The 15,737-nt window shown below is 62.7% G+C and carries 18 protein-coding genes; 10 read left to right on the forward strand and 8 right to left on the reverse strand.

The genetic code is table 11. The annotated features are described in order from the left end of the window. Positions 1-20: 20 nt before the first annotated feature. The 10 genes from KIG99_RS11935 to KIG99_RS11980 all read left to right on the forward strand — a co-directional run bounded on the left by KIG99_RS11935 (position 21) and on the right by KIG99_RS11980 (position 7,768). Positions 21-245, forward strand: coding sequence for a hypothetical protein (locus tag KIG99_RS11935; RefSeq protein WP_226460345.1), 225 nt, complete (start codon positions 21-23; stop codon positions 243-245). Then, positions 242-988 carry a prolipoprotein diacylglyceryl transferase gene (locus KIG99_RS11940; RefSeq protein ID WP_226460346.1) on the forward strand — a complete coding sequence of 249 codons (747 nt, stop codon included), beginning with the start codon at positions 242-244 and terminating at the stop codon, positions 986-988. Before KIG99_RS11935 ends, KIG99_RS11940 begins: the two co-directional genes overlap by 4 nt. Before the next feature lie 14 nt (positions 989-1,002). Further along, positions 1,003-1,203, forward strand: coding sequence for a hypothetical protein (locus KIG99_RS11945; RefSeq protein WP_226460347.1), 201 nt, complete (start codon positions 1,003-1,005; stop codon positions 1,201-1,203). Positions 1,204-1,214: 11 nt separating this feature from the next. Further along, positions 1,215-1,898, forward strand: a complete 684-nt coding sequence (locus tag KIG99_RS11950) for a tetratricopeptide repeat protein (protein WP_226460348.1) — start codon at positions 1,215-1,217, stop codon at positions 1,896-1,898. After that, a complete protein-coding gene (locus KIG99_RS11955) occupies positions 1,895-2,428 on the forward strand; it encodes a tetratricopeptide repeat protein (RefSeq protein ID WP_226460349.1) in 534 nt (177 codons plus the stop codon). The genes KIG99_RS11950 and KIG99_RS11955 overlap by 4 nt, the downstream gene beginning before the upstream one ends. Then, positions 2,425-3,849, forward strand: coding sequence for a radical SAM protein (locus tag KIG99_RS11960; protein WP_226460350.1), 1,425 nt, complete (start codon positions 2,425-2,427; stop codon positions 3,847-3,849). Before KIG99_RS11955 ends, KIG99_RS11960 begins: the two co-directional genes overlap by 4 nt. A gap of 111 nt (positions 3,850-3,960) precedes the next feature. Continuing rightward, positions 3,961-4,899: a diguanylate cyclase gene (locus KIG99_RS11965; RefSeq protein WP_226460351.1), complete on the forward strand. Its 939-nt coding sequence runs from the start codon at positions 3,961-3,963 to the stop codon at positions 4,897-4,899. 36 nt (positions 4,900-4,935) lie between these two features. Further along, complete coding sequence (gene ubiA, locus KIG99_RS11970) at positions 4,936-5,811, forward strand: 4-hydroxybenzoate octaprenyltransferase (RefSeq protein WP_226460352.1); 876 nt, start codon at positions 4,936-4,938, stop codon at positions 5,809-5,811. Then, the gene (gene ubiD, locus KIG99_RS11975) at positions 5,808-7,283 is read left to right on the forward strand and encodes a 4-hydroxy-3-polyprenylbenzoate decarboxylase (protein ID WP_226460353.1); all 1,476 of its coding nucleotides are present in this window, start codon (positions 5,808-5,810) and stop codon (positions 7,281-7,283) included. Before ubiA ends, ubiD begins: the two co-directional genes overlap by 4 nt. After that, a complete protein-coding gene (locus tag KIG99_RS11980; RefSeq protein WP_226460354.1) occupies positions 7,280-7,768 on the forward strand; it encodes a GNAT family N-acetyltransferase in 489 nt (162 codons plus the stop codon). Before ubiD ends, KIG99_RS11980 begins: the two co-directional genes overlap by 4 nt. A 28-nt stretch (positions 7,769-7,796) precedes the next feature. Here KIG99_RS11980 and KIG99_RS11985 read toward each other — a convergent pair whose 3' ends face one another. The 8 genes from KIG99_RS11985 to mobA form a co-directional block, all read right to left on the reverse strand. Next, on the reverse strand, positions 7,797-8,408 hold the full coding sequence (locus KIG99_RS11985) for a YitT family protein (RefSeq protein ID WP_226460355.1): 612 nt from the start codon (positions 8,406-8,408) through the stop codon (positions 7,797-7,799). After that, entirely contained in the window at positions 8,405-9,871 is a 1,467-nt protein-coding gene (gene dacB, locus KIG99_RS11990; protein WP_226460356.1) for a D-alanyl-D-alanine carboxypeptidase/D-alanyl-D-alanine endopeptidase, read from the reverse strand. The genes KIG99_RS11985 and dacB overlap by 4 nt, the downstream gene beginning before the upstream one ends. A gap of 63 nt (positions 9,872-9,934) precedes the next feature. Continuing rightward, a complete protein-coding gene (locus tag KIG99_RS11995; protein WP_226460357.1) occupies positions 9,935-12,019 on the reverse strand; it encodes a methyl-accepting chemotaxis protein in 2,085 nt (694 codons plus the stop codon). 168 nt (positions 12,020-12,187) lie between these two features. Then, positions 12,188-13,171, reverse strand: coding sequence for a GGDEF domain-containing protein (locus KIG99_RS12000; protein ID WP_226460358.1), 984 nt, complete (start codon positions 13,169-13,171; stop codon positions 12,188-12,190). After that, the gene (locus tag KIG99_RS12005) at positions 13,171-13,785 is read right to left on the reverse strand and encodes a chemotaxis protein CheC (protein ID WP_226460359.1); all 615 of its coding nucleotides are present in this window, start codon (positions 13,783-13,785) and stop codon (positions 13,171-13,173) included. Before KIG99_RS12005 ends, KIG99_RS12000 begins: the two co-directional genes overlap by 1 nt. A 1-nt stretch (position 13,786) precedes the next feature. Continuing rightward, positions 13,787-14,188, reverse strand: coding sequence for a response regulator transcription factor (locus KIG99_RS12010; RefSeq protein ID WP_226460360.1), 402 nt, complete (start codon positions 14,186-14,188; stop codon positions 13,787-13,789). 259 nt (positions 14,189-14,447) lie between these two features. Then, a complete protein-coding gene (locus KIG99_RS12015) occupies positions 14,448-14,783 on the reverse strand; it encodes a hypothetical protein (RefSeq protein WP_226460361.1) in 336 nt (111 codons plus the stop codon). A gap of 161 nt (positions 14,784-14,944) precedes the next feature. After that, on the reverse strand, positions 14,945-15,538 hold the full coding sequence (mobA, locus tag KIG99_RS12020) for a molybdenum cofactor guanylyltransferase MobA (protein ID WP_226460362.1): 594 nt from the start codon (positions 15,536-15,538) through the stop codon (positions 14,945-14,947). Positions 15,539-15,737: the final 199 nt, after the last annotated feature.

Below are 15,737 nucleotides of genomic sequence, written 5' to 3' on the forward strand. Positions count from 1 at the left end.
GCGATTTTCAAGGAGATGACATGCAAGTCATTAGTGTTTTGTTCAAGGTCTTCCTGCTCGCGCTCGGTGTGACAATGATCGCCGGCGGCCTGTTCTGCAGCGCGATCGGGATCGAATCGACGTCCTACGGCATGATTGCCGTGATCGGCATCGCCTCGGTCGTGCTCGGCGCGCTGTTTTTCTATCTCGCGATCCGCAGCCTGCAAGGCAAGCCGGCCACGCCGGAGGAACCGCCGCAGCCATGATTCCCGTTGAATATGCGGCGCTGGTGCACGGCTTTTTCGAGATGCTGGCGCTCGGCGTCGGCACCGCTTTCTATCGCTACCTGCGCCGGCGCGACGCTGCCGCCAGCGTGCTGCACGGGCCGGAGTTCGCGGTCGCCGCCGGCTGCATCTTCGGCGCGGCCTTCGGCAACAAGGCGGTTTTCTGGATCGAGATGCCGCACCTGCTGGCGCAATACTGGAATACGCCGACCGTCTGGCTGGGCGGCCAGTCGATGGTCGGCGGCCTGCTCGGCGGTCTGATCGGCGTCGAGATCGCCAAGAAAATGGCCGGCGTACGCCGGTCGACCGGTGACGCCTTCGTGTTTCCGATCCTGCTCGGCCTGATCATCGGCCGCATCGGCTGTTTCCTGGCCGGGCTGGCTGACGGTACTTTCGGCAATCCGAGCGATCTGCCCTGGGCGATCGATTTCGGCGACGGCATCCCGCGCCATCCGACGCAGCTCTATGAAATTCTTTTTGCCGGCGGCCTGTGGTTCGTCCTGCAGCGTTTGCAGCCGCGGCTTGCCGACCGGCCGGGCCTGCTCTTCAAGTTGCTGCTGGTTGCCTATCTGTTGTGGCGCCTGGCGGTCGACAGCCTGAAACCGGTGCCTTTTGCCTATCCGCTCGGTTGGTCGGGGATTCAATGGGTTTGTCTGCTGGCGCTGCTCGCTTATCTGCCGGCGCTGTGGCGACAATATCGGACCGGGACGCCGGTCGTGGTTTGAACAGGGAGAGGAAAATGGGGAATTTGTTTGCGAAGGCGCTGATTCTGCTGCTCGGTGCCTGGATGATTACCAGCGGCGGCCTGTGTGCAATCAGCGCGGGTTTCAGCCCGTGGGCGCTGATCGGCATCGGTTTTGCCGCACTCGGCATCTGGATCATCAGGATCGTGTTTCGGCCGCCGAACGAAAACGAGCCTGAACTGAAGGACAAGGAATGAACGGAGTTTGCATGCATCAGGATGAAGTCATCAGTCGGCGCGGCCTGGTTGCCCGCCGCCTGGTGCTGGCCGTCGGTCTGGCCGGCATTGTCGGCCTCGGCTGCGCGACGATCACGCTGGCGCCGCCGACCGATGAGCGGGCCGCGAAGCAGTTTCTGCCCGCCGCCGAGCAGGGCGATCCGGTCGCGCAATACCAGGTCGGCTTGAGCTATCGCTACGGCACTTCGGGCTTGCCGCGCGATCCGGCCAAGGCGGTATCGTGGTTGCGCAAGGCGGCGACGGCCGGCAATGCCGATGCGCAGTTTGCGCTCGGTGATCTCTACCTGAACGGCAACGAAGGCCTGGCGGCCGACCCGGCGCAGGCGCTGAGCTGGTTCCAGCAGGCGGCGGCAAAGAATTCGGGCAATCAGCTCTGGCTCGCCGATCTTCTGGAAAAGGGGCGGCCCGGTGTTCTCCCGGCTGATCCGGCCGCGGCGCGGGCACTGTATGTGCAGGCGGCGCCACGCAGCCGGCTGGCCTGCCAGCGTCTCGGTCAGATGGCCGAACGCGGCAGTGGCGGCGAGTCGGGGCCGCTGGCCGCCTTGAAATGGTATGTGCTGGCTGGCTCAACGGTCGACATCGCGCGCCAGGAGAAAATGCTCAAGCCGTCCGAAGTCGCTCGCGCCCGAGCTGAAGCTGCGGGGTGGCAGCGATGAAAGCTCTGCTTCTTTTGCTGCTCCTGCCGCTTGCCGGTTGTATCAGCGTGCGCCAGACGCCTTTGCCCGCCAACCAGACGGTGGCGGTCGATTATCCGGCCACCGTGGCTGGCGACCGCAAGGCCGAACTGCGCCTGGCGAACAGTTTCCGTTATGGCAGCGGCGGCGTCGGCCGCAACGAGGCGGAAAGCCTGCGTCACTGGCTGGATGCTGCCGAAGCCGGCAATGCCGACGCGCAAATGGCGCTCGCCAGCCATTACCGGACGAGCGATCGCGAGCGGGCCGCCTACTGGTATCTGCGCGCCGCCGAAGCCGGCAACCGGCAGGCGCTCGGCGCCCTGGCAACACTCCTTGGTGACAACCGCAACGGCACACCGGATTACCCGGCGGCGCTGAAATGGGCTTACGCGGCTGGCAACGCCTACCAGATCAACCTTTATCAGAAGCAACTGACGCCGGAGGCCCAGGCCGAAGCGAAGCGTCAGGCCGAAGAATGGAAAAGCCGCCAGCCGGCGAAGGAAAAACAATGAGCCGCAAGAACCGCCCCTGGCTTTTCTACGACACCACGGCCTCGGTATGCACGACCTGCCTGCGCCAGGTCGAGGCCAAGATCGTCATCAAGGACAATGAGGTTTTCCTCGACAAATGGTGCCCGGCGCATGGCACCGAACGTGTGCTGATCGCCGACGATGCCGAGTATTACCGGCTCGGTCGTGAGGTCTACGTCAAGGCGCCGGAAATGCCCGACCAGTTCAACACGCGTATGGTGCATGGCTGCCCTTACGATTGCGGCCTGTGCCCGGACCACATGCAGCATTCCTGCCTGTCGGTGGTCGAGATCACTGAACACTGCAACCTGCGCTGCCCGGTGTGCTACGCCGAATCGGGGCCGGAGAAGCAGAATCACCGCACGCTGGCCGAGGTCGAGGCGATGTTCGACGCCATCGTCGCCAACGAGACCGAGCCCGACGTGGTCCAGCTCTCCGGCGGTGAACCGACGCTGCATCCGGATTTCTTCGCGATACTCGACGCCGCCAAGGCGCGTCCGATCCGCCACCTGATGATCAATACCAACGGCCTGCGCATCGCGCGCGAGCCGGAGTTCGTCGCGCAACTGGCGACTTACAAGCCGGGCATCGAGATCTACCTACAGTTCGATTCGTTGCACGACGACGTGCTGCAGCAGATGCGCGGTGCCGACCTTGCTGCCATCCATGAGCGAGCGCTTGCCAACCTCGAAGCGCACGGCATCTCGACGACGCTGGTGATGACCGTCAAGCGCGGCGTCAACGACCAGCAGATCGGCGAAGTCATCCAGCACGGCCTGAAATACCGCTGCGTACGCGGCGTGACCTTGCAGCCGGTGTCGGATGCCGGCCGTAACCTTGATTTCGAGGCCGCCCGGCATCGCCTGACGATCAGCGAAGTGCGTCGCCGCGTGGCCGAACAGTCGGGGATTTTCACGCTCGACGACATCGTGCCGGTGCCCTGCAATCCGGATACGCTGGCCATGGGCTACGCCGTCAAGCTGGCCGGCGAGGTGTTGCCGCTGACCCGTCACCTCGGTCCTGAAGCGTTGTTGGCCGGGCCGCGCAATACCATTGTTTTCGAGCGCGATCCGGCGATGAAGGAAGCCGTGTTCAAACTGTTCTCGACCAATCATTCGCCGGTTTCGCAGGCCAACTGCCTGTCGGCGCTGCTTTGCTGTCTGCCGACCATCGCAGCGCCCGATCTTGGCTACGAAAACGTCTTTCGCGTGCTGATCGTGCAATTCATGGATGCCGCCAATCTCGACCTGCGGGCACTGAAAAAATCCTGCGTGCACTTTGCCCAACCCGATGGCAAGCTGATTCCCTTCGAGGCCTACAACCTGTTCTACCGCGGCGAGCGGGCGGTCAAAACGCGCGAAATCCAGGCCGAAATCGCTGCTGCCACCGAGCGCCGGCGCTGAGATCCGGCGCACGCCACCCTATATCCATCTTTGCTGCCTCTCTGTATGCTTCGTCATGAATTACGCCCTTGGTCATGGATTGATGTGGTTTTTTGAGGCGACGACGAAGCAATGAAGATTCTGCTGGTGGACGATTCAAGGGCCATGGCGATGGTGACGACGGCGCGCCTCGAGTCTTTCGGGCATGAGGTGGTGCATGCCATCGACGGGCCGAGCGCGATTGCCCATTTCCAGCAGACGCCTTTCGATCTGATCCTGATGGATATCGAAATGCCGGGCATGAACGGTTTTGAGGCAACGACCCGGATTCGCGCGCTGGAAGGCAACGAACTCTGGGCTTGGACGCCGATCATTTTCGTTACGGCCACCGACACGCCGACCAATCTGGTGACGGCCATCGAGGCCGGCGGCGACGATTTCATTTCCAAGATGGCACCGGAAAACGTGCTGCAGGCCAAGATGAAGGCGATGTCGCGCATTGCCGCGATGCGCTCGCGTCTGGCCCAGGCCAATACCCGCTTGCAGAACCAGGCTAACCGCGACGGCCTGACCGGTCTGCTCAACCGGCGCGCGATGGACATGCAGATCGACCAGCTCTGGGAAATGGCTGTCGCCAGCGGCAAGGCGTTCAGCCTGATGATGATCGACGTCGATAATTTCAAGAAATACAACGACCACTATGGTCATCTCGCCGGTGACGACTGCCTGCGCTCGGTTGCCAACTGCCTGGCTCATACGGTGCAGCAGGCCAACGATGACAAGGTGGCGCCGGGCGCCTTTGTCGCGCGCTATGGCGGCGAAGAGTTCTGCGTGGTGATCCCGGACTCGGCGCCCGGCGTGCATGTCGGCGTCGGCCTGGCGATTGTCGAGGCGGTGGCAGCCTTGCAACTGACGCACGAGAAGAATGCCGACTGGGGCGTCGTCACGGTGTCGCTCGGTTGCGTCTGCGCCCACCCGGCCAGTGGTGTGGTCGGTAGCCTGTTCCGCCTGGCCGATACGTTGCTGTACAAGGCCAAGGAAGCCGGCCGCAATCGCTGCGAAGCCGCCTGATACGGTCGACTGCGCCAGACGGGGTAAAATCGCCGGATGAACTGGCTCGCCTTCAAAGAAAAACTCGATCTCTACGAAAAGCTGATGCGGCTCGACAAGCCGATCGGCATCCTGCTCCTGCTTTGGCCGACGCTGTGGGCGCTCTGGCTGTCGGCGCAGGGCCGGCCGGAATGGACCATAGGCGTCGTCTTCGTGCTCGGTACTGTGCTGATGCGTTCCGCCGGCTGTGTCATCAACGACTACGCCGACCGCGATTTCGACAAGCATGTCGAGCGCACCAAGGAACGGCCGCTGACCGCCGGCCGGGTGACGACGCAAGAGGCGCTGCTGCTTTTTGTCTTCCTCTGCCTGCTCGCTTTCGCGCTGGTTCTGGTGCTGGAAAACAGCCTGCTCATCTGGTTGTCGCTGCCGGCGGTGTTTCTCGCGGCGAGCTATCCCTTCACCAAGCGCTTCTTCGCCATTCCGCAGGCCTATCTCGGCATCGCCTTCGGCTTCGGCATCCCGATGGCCTACGCGGCGCATCTCGACATGGTGCCGGCCGAAGCCTGGTGGCTGCTGCTCGCCAATGTCTTCTGGGCGGTGGCCTACGATACCGAATACGCCATGGTCGACCGTGACGACGACCTGAAAATCGGCATCAAGACCTCGGCGATCACCTTCGGGCGCTTCGACGTTGCCGCGGTGATGTTCTGCTATGTGATGACGCTCGCCATCATCGGCTGGATCGGCTGGAGCAATGCGCTGGGCTGGCCGTTCTACCTCAGCCTGGGCGTTGCCGCCGGCATCATGGGCGTGCATTACACCTGGATCCGCGGCCGCGAGCGCATGCCCTGCTTCAAGGCCTTCCTGCACAACAACTATGTCGGTGCGGCGATCTTCGTCGGCATCGTGGTGGATTACCTGATCCGATGAAATACCATGACTTGCGCGACTTCATGTCGCAACTGGAAAAGACCGGCGAACTCAAGCGCGTCGCGGTCGACGTCGATACGCGCCTCGAAATGACCGAAATCTGCGACCGCGTGCTGCGCGCCGAGGGGCCGGCCATCCTCTTCGAGCAGCCGGTGAGCGGTACGACCCGGCACGACATCCCGGTCCTCGCCAACCTGTTCGGCACGCCCAAGCGCGTCGCGCTCGGCATGGGCGAGGAGTCGGTGCAGGCCTTGCGCGAAGTCGGCAAGCTGCTCGCTTACCTCAAGGAACCGGAACCGCCGAAGGGCCTCAAGGATGCCTGGGACAAGCTGCCGATTCTCAAGCAGGTCTTGAACATGGCGCCGAAAACGGTGTCGAGCGCGCCGTGCCAGGAAATCGTCTGGGAAGGCAAGGATGTCGATCTGGCGCGCCTGCCGATCCAGCATTGCTGGCCGGGCGACATCGCGCCGCTGATCACCTGGGGCCTGGTCGTCACCAAGGGGCCGCACAAGAACCGGCAGAATCTCGGCATCTACCGCCAGCAGGTGCTCGGCCCGAACAAGGTGATCATGCGCTGGCTGGCGCATCGCGGCGGCGCGCTCGATTTCCGCGAGCACCAACTGGCCAATCCCGGCCAGCCGTTCCCGGTTGCCGTCGTGCTCGGCTGCGATCCGGCGACCATCCTCGGCGCCGTGACGCCGGTGCCGGATTCGCTCTCCGAATACCAGTTCGCCGGCCTGCTGCGCGGCGGCAAGACCGAGCTGATCAAGTGCATCGGTTCCGCCCTGCAAGTGCCGGCTTCGGCCGAAATCGTGCTGGAAGGCGTGATCCATCCCGGCGAGACGGCACTCGAAGGGCCGTACGGCGACCACACCGGTTATTACAACGAGCAGGCCGAATTCCCGGTTTTTACGGTCGACCGCATCACGATGCGCAAAAAGCCGATCTATCACAGCACCTATACCGGCAAGCCGCCGGACGAGCCGGCCATCCTCGGCGTCGCGCTCAACGAGGTGTTCGTGCCGCTGCTGCAGAAGCAGTATCCGGAAATCGTCGATTTCTACCTGCCGCCCGAAGGCTGCTCGTACCGCATGGCCATCGTCAGCATCAAGAAACAGTATCCCGGCCACGCCAAGCGCATCATGTTCGGCATCTGGTCCTTCCTGCGCCAGTTCATGTACACCAAGACCATTATCGTGGTGGATGACGACATCGACATCCGCGACTGGAAGGAAGTGATCTGGGCGATGACGACGCGCATGGATGCGACGCGCGACACGACGCTGGTCGACAACACGCCGATCGACTATCTCGACTTCGCGTCGCCGGTCGCCGGTCTCGGCTCCAAGATGGGGCTGGATGCGACCAACAAGTGGCCGGGCGAAACGACGCGCGAATGGGGGCGGCCGATCGTCATGGACGACGGCGTCAAGAAGAAGGTCGATGCGATGTGGCAGGAGCTTGGTTTATGAGTCTCACGGTGCTTCCTCTCGACCTGTCCGATCTGGCGCAGGCGGAAATCTGGCTGGAACTGCTCGATCATTACGCGCAGGACCCGATGGGCGGCGGTGACGGCTTGTCCGACTACGCCAAGCTCAACCTGGTGGCGACCATGCGCGAGGTGCCGGGTTTCCACGGGGCGCTGGCCTGGCTGGACGGCAAGGCGGTCGGCTTGATCGATTGTTTCGCCGGCTTCTCGACCTTCGCGGCGCGGCCCCTGCTCAATGTGCACGACATCGTGGTGCACCGCGACGTGCGTGGCCGCGGCGTCGGTCAGGCGCTGCTTGCCTGGGCCGAAGCGCGCGCCCGCGAACTCGGCTGCTGCAAGCTGACGCTGGAAGTGCTGTCGAACAACACGCGCGCCATGCGCAGCTACGAGCAGGCCGGTTTCGCGCCTTACGTGCTCGACCCGGCGGCCGGGCACGCGCTGTTCCTGCAGAAATACCTCGCCGACTGAGGTCCACCGGTCGACGCCGGAAAAACGCCTAAATCCCCATGTAGCGGCCGGCCTTGTGGTTGACCGCGATGACCAGGTTGAGGGCGACGGCGCCGAGAATCGAGAGTGCGATGCTGGTTGGGTCGCGCACGAAAAAGGCCGCCGCGAGAATGCTCAGGTCGGCCGCCATCTGCAGCTTGCCGGCGCGCCAGCCACGACTGTTCTGGAGGTGGATGGCGAGGATGCCGATGCCACCCAGGCTGGCCTTGTGGCGGATCAGCATGAGCAGGCCGACGCCGGCCATGAAGCCGGCCATCACCGCGGCAAACACCCGGTTCACTTCGCCCAGCGTGATCAGGCCGGGCAGCACTTCGGTATAGACGGCAAGCAGGCTGACCGCGATGAAGGTCTTCAGCGTGAAGGTCCAGCCCAGTGCGCGCACGCCGAGGTAGTAGAAGGGCAGGTTGATGGCGAAAAGCAGCGGCCCGATCGGCCAGTCGCCGACGTAATGCAACAGGAAGGCGATGCCGACCGTGCCGCCGGTGAGCAGTCCTGCATGCCGGAAAAGCAGGATCGCGAAGGCGACGAAGAGCGGCGCGACGAGCAGCGCCTGCGCATCCTCGAACAACGTGTGGCGGACGACCGGCGGGTTCTGGCTCATTCCTTCTCCAGCACGATGTTCTTCTCGCCGGCTCGCCGTTCGGCAACCCAGACGAGCAGGGCGTCGATCGCCGCCGCGCCGGCCTGGGCGCGCGGATGGTTGATCAGGAAAGTCACGGCGTGGCGGCGTCCCTCGCCATCAAGCGCATAGCCGGCGGCTGTCTTGACGCCGTCCAGCGTGCCTGTCTTGATGTGGGCGCGGCCGGTCGCCTGCGAGCCGTTGAGGCGCTTCTTCATGGTGCCGTCGATGCCGACAATGGGCAGGCTGGAAATCAGCTCGGGCATCACCGGATTCTTCCAGGCATCCTGCAACAGGCGATTCAGGCTGCCGGCGCTGATCCGCTCCAGGCGTGACAGGCCGGAGCCGTTTTCCAGTGCCAGCTCAGGAAAACGCAGGTTGCGCCCGTTCAGCCAGTCGGTGATGCGCTGGCGGGCGCGTTCTGCAGTCGCCGGTCCGGTTCCCCCCACGGGGGCTTCCTTCGGGGCGTCGTTGCCCAGGGTCAGGAAGACCTGGCGCGCCATGACATTGTTGCTGTACTTGTTGATGTCGCGCACGGCATCGGCGAGCGGCGCCGATTCGTGCGTCGCGAGCAGGCGGCTGCCGATCGCGACGTTGCCGCCACGCACCTGGCCAGCCAGCGTGCCGCCCAGTTCCTGCCACAGGCTGCGGATCAGGCCGCCCGCCTGGGTGTCGGCCGGCAGGGGCGACAGGTTGAGCGTCTTCTCGCCGCACAGCGCGCTGTAGCTGCCGGTGAACTCGAGGCGGTTGCCATCGTTTTCCGGGATCAGGCGGACGTTGATCAGGTCCTTCCAGTTGCTGCTGCAGGCATTGCCGTCGGCCTTCAACTGGTTGTCCACGCGCAGGCCGGCGGCCGGGGTTTCGAGCAGCAGGCGCGGTCGACCGTTGTCGGGCAGCAGCGTGAAGCGCAGGGCGCGGAAATTGATCAGCAGGCCGTCCGGGCCGACGTTGTAGGGCCGCATCGGCTTGTCGTCGAAGGCGCCGGGGTCGATGCTCGGGACGTTGAAAACCGTCCGGTCGAGCACCACGTCGCCGGCAATGTGGCGGATGCCGCGCACGCGCAACTGGCGCAGTAAACCGCTCAGGTGTTCGATCGCGAAGCGCGGGTCGCCGCTGCCCTTGAGGTACAAATTGCCGTTCAAAACGCCGTCGACCGGTTGGACATCGATCCAGGCCGTCGTCTTCCACACATAAGCCGGGCCGAGCAGGTCGAGCGCGGCGTAGGTGGTGACCAGCTTCATGACCGAAGCCGGGTTCATCGCCTGGCTGGCGTTATGGGCGACCAGCGCAGTATTGCTGTCCACCGGCTGGACGACGACGGCAACACTGGTCGCCGGAATCTGCGCCGCCTTCAGCGCTTTGAGCACGGTGGGCGGCAGGCCGTCGGCGAGGGCCGCCAGGCTGAGTCCGCCGAGAAGGGCGCCGAGGAATAGTTTTTTGAGCATCGGTTTGTCGGGGCGTAGAAAAAAGGGGAGGCCGCAGCCTCCCGTCATTCTATGTGGCTTGGCTCAGTTGCGGTAAAGCTCGAAGCCGGCAATCAGGGTGTCCAGCTGTTGAGCCGTCCGCTGCAATTCATCCGCCGCAATCTTGGCCGCCTGGGCTGACTCGGTATTTTGCTCGATGAGGTCGGTGATCTGCTGCATGCTGCTTGCCACTTCTTCGCTGGCGACCCCTTGTTGGCGGGCGGCATCGGAGATCTGGCCGGCCATTTCCGAAACATGGCTGGACGAATGCGTGATGCCTTCCAGGCCGGCCACGCTCTGGCGCAACATGCCGATGCCGGTTTCGACTTCCTGTGCGGCCAGTTCCATGCTGGCCACCGCCTGTGAGGTGACGGCCTGGATCTCGTTGACCGTGACGCTGATGTCGGCGGTTGAACTGGTCGTCCGTTCGGCGAGCTTGCGCACTTCGTCGGCGACGACGGCAAAACCGCGCCCCTGCTCGCCGGCGCGGGCTGCCTCGATCGCCGCATTCAGGGCAAGCAGGTTGGTCTGGCTGGCGATCTCGGCGATGACGCGGGTGATATCGCCGATTTTCTTGATCGAGTGGTTGAGCTGGTCGATGGTGCTGTTCGATGCATGCACCGCTTCGACGACCCGGTTGGTCGCGGCCATGCTCTGGTTGATGTTGACGTTGCTGTCGCTGACCTGAGCTTGCGACTCGCGGGCAGCCGAGGCGGCTTCCTGCGCATTGTTGGCGACTTCCTGCACCGACTGACTGAATTCTTCGGTCGCAGCGGCGACACCCTCGACACTGGATTGCTGCTGCAATGATTGCTCTGCCACCATGGCCATTTGTATTTCGAGTTGCTGGCAGCGATTTTCGATGGCGTGCGAAGCGCTGCTGATTTCGTCGAGCATGGCTTTCAGGGTGCCCTGCATGGTCGCCAGGTTGCACATCAGCAGCCCGGTTTCATCGCGCCCGTCGATCTCGATGTCGTCGGTCAGCTTGCCCTCGGCGATGCTTCCGAAATAGCTGACGGCCTTGTGAATGGGCCGGATGATCGCCGCCACCAGCATGGCGCCGCCGATCAGTGCGAGGAGCAGGGCAAAGGCGAGGCTGCCGATGGTGACATTGCGTACGCTTTGATAGCGTGCTTCGGCCTCGGCGAAATTCGCTTCGGCGGAATGGGCGAGTTCGTTGATCAAGGCCTCTCCAGCCTTCTGCATTTCGCCGTACAGCGGGTTGATCTTGAGCAAAAGCAGCTCGTTGGTTTGCGTGTACTTGCCCTCGGCCAGCAGGCCGCGGGCGATATTGACGCCCTCTTTCGAGAAGCGCTCGCGGGCTTCGCTGAACTTGGCCAGCAGTTCTTTCTCATGCTCCGACAAGGGCAGCTTTTTGATGTTGTCGAGAAGGTTGTTGATCGCCTCGCGATTTTTCAGCGTTGTTTCGATGTGCCGGTCGAGCGGGTGGTCATGCAGTTTCGAGTTGGGATTGAGCGGATCGTGCTGCAGGGCGAGCATGACTTGCGCGCGGTTGTCGGAAAGGAGGGCGAGCATCTGGTTGATCGTGTTCGACGGCAACAGTTTTTCGCGGTACATGCGGTCGAGTTGACCGTTGGTTTCGGCAACGCCCTTGATTCCCAGTATGCCGATCACGGTCATCAGGGCCAGAATGACGGCGATTGCCGCCCACAGGCGGGCGCGCAGTGAAATGGTCGGTTTGCCCGTGGTCGGCAGACTTCCCTTCTGACCCGCGGCGGCATAGGCGGCTTCGGCAGCGGCGCGCTTGTCGCGGCGGGCCGGGGTGCGGACCGACATGTAGCCGGTGACCTGGCCGTCTTTCTTGAGCGGGACGACAAAGGCTTCCACCCAGTAATAGTCGCCGTTCTTGCAGCGGTTCTTGACCAGGCCACGCCAGGGCAGGCCGGACTTCACGGTCGCCCACAGGTCGCGGAAGGCGGCCTCCGGCATGTCCGGGTGGCGAACCAGATTATGGTTCTGGCCGATCAGTTCTTCGCGCGTAAAGCCGCTGATTGCGACAAAGGCGTCGTTGGCATAGCTGATGCAGCCTTTGAGATCGGTACGTGAGACGAGATAGGTATTCGGGGGGAAGGCAATTTCGCGCTGGGTGACCGGTTGGTTGTTTTTCATCTTTTTCTTTTGTGTTGTTCCGCTGGAACACCGCGACAAGGATCGCTAATCCGATACGGGGCTGCGTTTTGCTAAAGGAATAGTGTAATTGGTTTTGCTATTACTTTAGTTATAGGTATTGCGCCCCAAACGATTTTTGGTCGCTGGAAAAGGTCTTGCTGTCCGGACTTAGTCGCAGCGTTTGAAGCTGCCGTCGTCCGGCGAGAAGTAGATGGCGCGGTTGCGTCCGTCATGCTTCGCCTGATAGAGCGCAACATCGGCCGAAGAGAGCAGGGTGTGGATGTCGGTTTCACCATCCGGCTGCATGACGGCACAGCCGATGCTGACGGTCAGGTGCGGGGCAATCTTCGATGCGGCATTGGCAATCGCCTGTGTAGCTACCCGCAGGCGCAGCGTTTCTGCGAGGTGGCTGATCTCGGCTTCGCTCAGTTCGGGCAGGATCAGCGCAAATTCTTCACCACCATAGCGCGCCAGCAGATCGAGGCCGGGGCGTACTGCATCCTTGAGCAAGCCGGCCAGTTCGGTCAGGCGCGCATCGCCCTGGTCACGCCCATAGTGGCTGTTGTAGGCGCTGAAATGGTCGATGTCGATGATCATCAGGCCGAGCGGCTGCCGATTGCGTTGCGCCTTGAGAAAGTCTGCGGCCAGGGTTTCGTCGAACTGGCGCCGGTTGGCGACGCCGGTCAATGCATCCTGGGTCGTTGTCCGGCGCAGGGTTTCGGTTTGTTGCCGCAGCAGGCGTTCGCGCGAGATGTTGGCGGTCATGTCGCTGATCTGGATCAGGCAGGCCGCCTTCGGATCGGCATCACGCAGCGGCATGACGTGGATCATCTGCTGCATGCGGCGTTCCCGGTCGCGATCCTGCGGCGTCTGGAACAAAGGCAGCAGGGCGCCGTGCAGGGCGGGCGACAGGAGAGAGGGGAGACGGTCGCGGATGGCGTGCTCGATCGCCTGTTCGAGACGGCTCCCCTGTGCCGCCGGGAACGTCTCGACAAACGGCCGTCCGGCCAGCATTTCTGCCGTCAGGCCGCTGCGCCGGGCCAGCCAGCGGTTGCTGTGCAGCACACAGGCATGGGTATCGAGAATGACGATGCCGACTTCCAGGGTGTCGAGCACCGTGTGCAGGCTGCCAATGCCCAACTGCTCAGACATCAGGCCAGTCCCTGCTCATTCAGATAGCGGTCAAGACAGGCAAGCAAGCTGCTCATCGAGGCGACGCTGAGCAAGAACAGGATATGGCCCTGGATGCGTTGCTGGCTGATCACCATATCGACCTGCAGCAACAACACCATCTGTTCGTCGCTGCCGTCGAGAATCGGCAGGTTTTCGGTATTGCCGAAGCGATGCAGCGGCAGCGTGCTGTCGAAACTGATGTGGAAAATGTCGGCCAGCGAACTCATGCAGGCATTGAGGATGATGTTGCCGATTTCGCACATCGCTTCCTGCTCGAACTCCGAGAGCTCCTCGATGCTCATGTGCGGGCCGACCATCAGGCGGACGATCTCCAGCGCGTTGCTTTCCGGGAATACGAGCATGGCCTGCGCATCGAAAGGGCCGGAAAAGGTCTGGCTGACCGTGCTGAACTGGTCGAGTTCCGCGCCAAGCAGAATCTGGGTGGCCTGGTCACGATGTACCAGTGAAACGGCTGGCGCAGTCAGCAAGACCTCGTCGTTGACGATCTGGCTGAGGCTGGATGCGGCGCGTCCGACGCCGATGTTGAAGATTTCACCCAGTGCGTCGAGCTGCAGTTCGTTCAGCGGGCGCACGTCAAGCCTCGAAAAAGGCGATGGCATCGGCCACCGACTGCGCGGTAATCGGCTTGGCGACGAAATGGACGCCAGCGCGCGCCGCGGCTTCGCGCGTGCTTTCCTGGATGTTGGCCGTGCACAGTGCGATACGTGTTTCCGGGTGGCGCATGCGGATGCGTCCGGCAGCCTCCAGGCCGCTGATGCCCGGCATGTTGACATCCATGCTGACGAAATCGGGGCATTCCTTCTCGATGGCGAGGAGTGCCTCGTCGCCGCTGATCGCTTCGCTGATGCGCCACTCGGGGCGGCTGTCGGCAACGATGGCGCGGATCAGCATGCGCGACATGCGACTGTCATCGACGATCAGCAGCAGAGGAGAAGGTTTGTTTTCCATCCCGTAATTATGATCAATATTGGCCATGTTTATTACCGGGAAATGTAAATTTTGCCATCCGGCGATTTCCCTTGCCGGCCAGCGGTCGACCGCCGGGAAGTGCGTTTTTTGGTGGCCGAAAAGGCGAAAGCCCCGCAGGGGGGGCGGGGCTTTCGGGCGGTGGCCTCAGGGGGAGGTGGCCACCTAGGCTGTTGGGGTTCAGCGCATGGATGCAAGATACGGCCAGACGGATGGCAACTCAAGTAACGGTTTGCGACAAGAGGTATCCGTTTGTTCGCCGGGCGGCTCAAGCCTGGGGGGCGTGGGCTGCGCTCAGTTTCTCGGAGACGAACTCGGCACGCGCAGTCGAGTTGTTTTCCTGACTGTTGGCTGTACACCAGGCGCTGAATTCTTCCGGAACGATCTGGCATTCCAGGGCAAGAACGCCGGAGCGCTGGAAGTTGCGGCGGGCGGCGACGGCGATGGCTTTCCATTTGGCAAAGGAATCCTCGAAGCATTCGGGATCGGTTGCCGTGGCTTTGACCTGAGCCCAGGTTTCCTCAGTATACCAGGTGACGCCGATGACCAGCGACTGGCTGCGGCGTTTTGCTTTCAGGCTTTGATAAAGGGTCGGTTTTCTCATGCTCGGGATCCGTGCTGCCAGGTTGCAAGATGACCCTGTTTGCACGCAAGACACGCGCCAAGCGCGAAAGACTTTTAAATCAGTTGCTTGGTCGATGCGAGCTGCGTCGGGTTTGCAACAACCGATCTGCTTCGGCGCGTGGCTTTGTCGGACTCGCGTCCTCAGGTGGTGATGTCGAAGCGGGAAAGCTCTTCACGCGTATTGATGTTTTCGAAGGCGGCCGCAACGTCGTCGAAAGGCACCTCGACGACCTTCAGTGTCGAATACCAGCGCTCGAACTTGCGCTCGCCGTTGGCGAGATAGGCGGTCAGGTGCGGCAGCAGTTCACGCCGGCAAAGGCAGAAAACCGGATGCGGCTGGTCGAAGGTGCGGGCCACTGCCAGCTCGGCCTGGCCGGCGGTCAACGCTTGCTGCAGGCGGAAAACCAGATCGCTCGGCAGAAATGGCGAGTCGCAGGGGGCCGTGGCGACCAACGGATGTGTCGCTGCCGACAGGGCGGCATGCAGTCCGGCGAGGGGGCCGGCAAAGTCGGGAATCCGGTCGGCAACGACGGGGTGACCGAAGTCGGCATAGCGCTCGGTATTCTGGTTGGCATTGATCAGGAGTTCGTCCACCTGCGGTGCCAGGCGCTCGATGACCCAGTCCACCATCGGTCTGCCGAGCAACTCCTGCAAGCCTTTGTCGATGCCGCCCATGCGCCGTCCGAGGCCGCCTGCAAGGACAACACCGGTAATTTTCTCTTTCATGCTGATCATTGCTCGTGGCCGGTGCAAGTGAGTTGGGGCCATTGTCTTGCCGGTCTGTCAGCAAGGATTTTGGGCTGCCCGGTTTGCTGGTTCGTCATGGCTGGCATTGTACGTGTCCGGTTTCCTGGTGTTGCGCCGGGGTGCTTTGTTTTTTGCATCCTGAAATCGGTTGCCTCTGGTTCTTTTTGCCTTTGCTGTTTGCGCGCTT

It is taken from the genome of Quatrionicoccus australiensis (genome assembly GCF_020510425.1).
In the GTDB taxonomy this organism is placed as follows: Bacteria; Pseudomonadota; Gammaproteobacteria; order Burkholderiales; family Rhodocyclaceae; genus Azonexus; species Azonexus australiensis_A.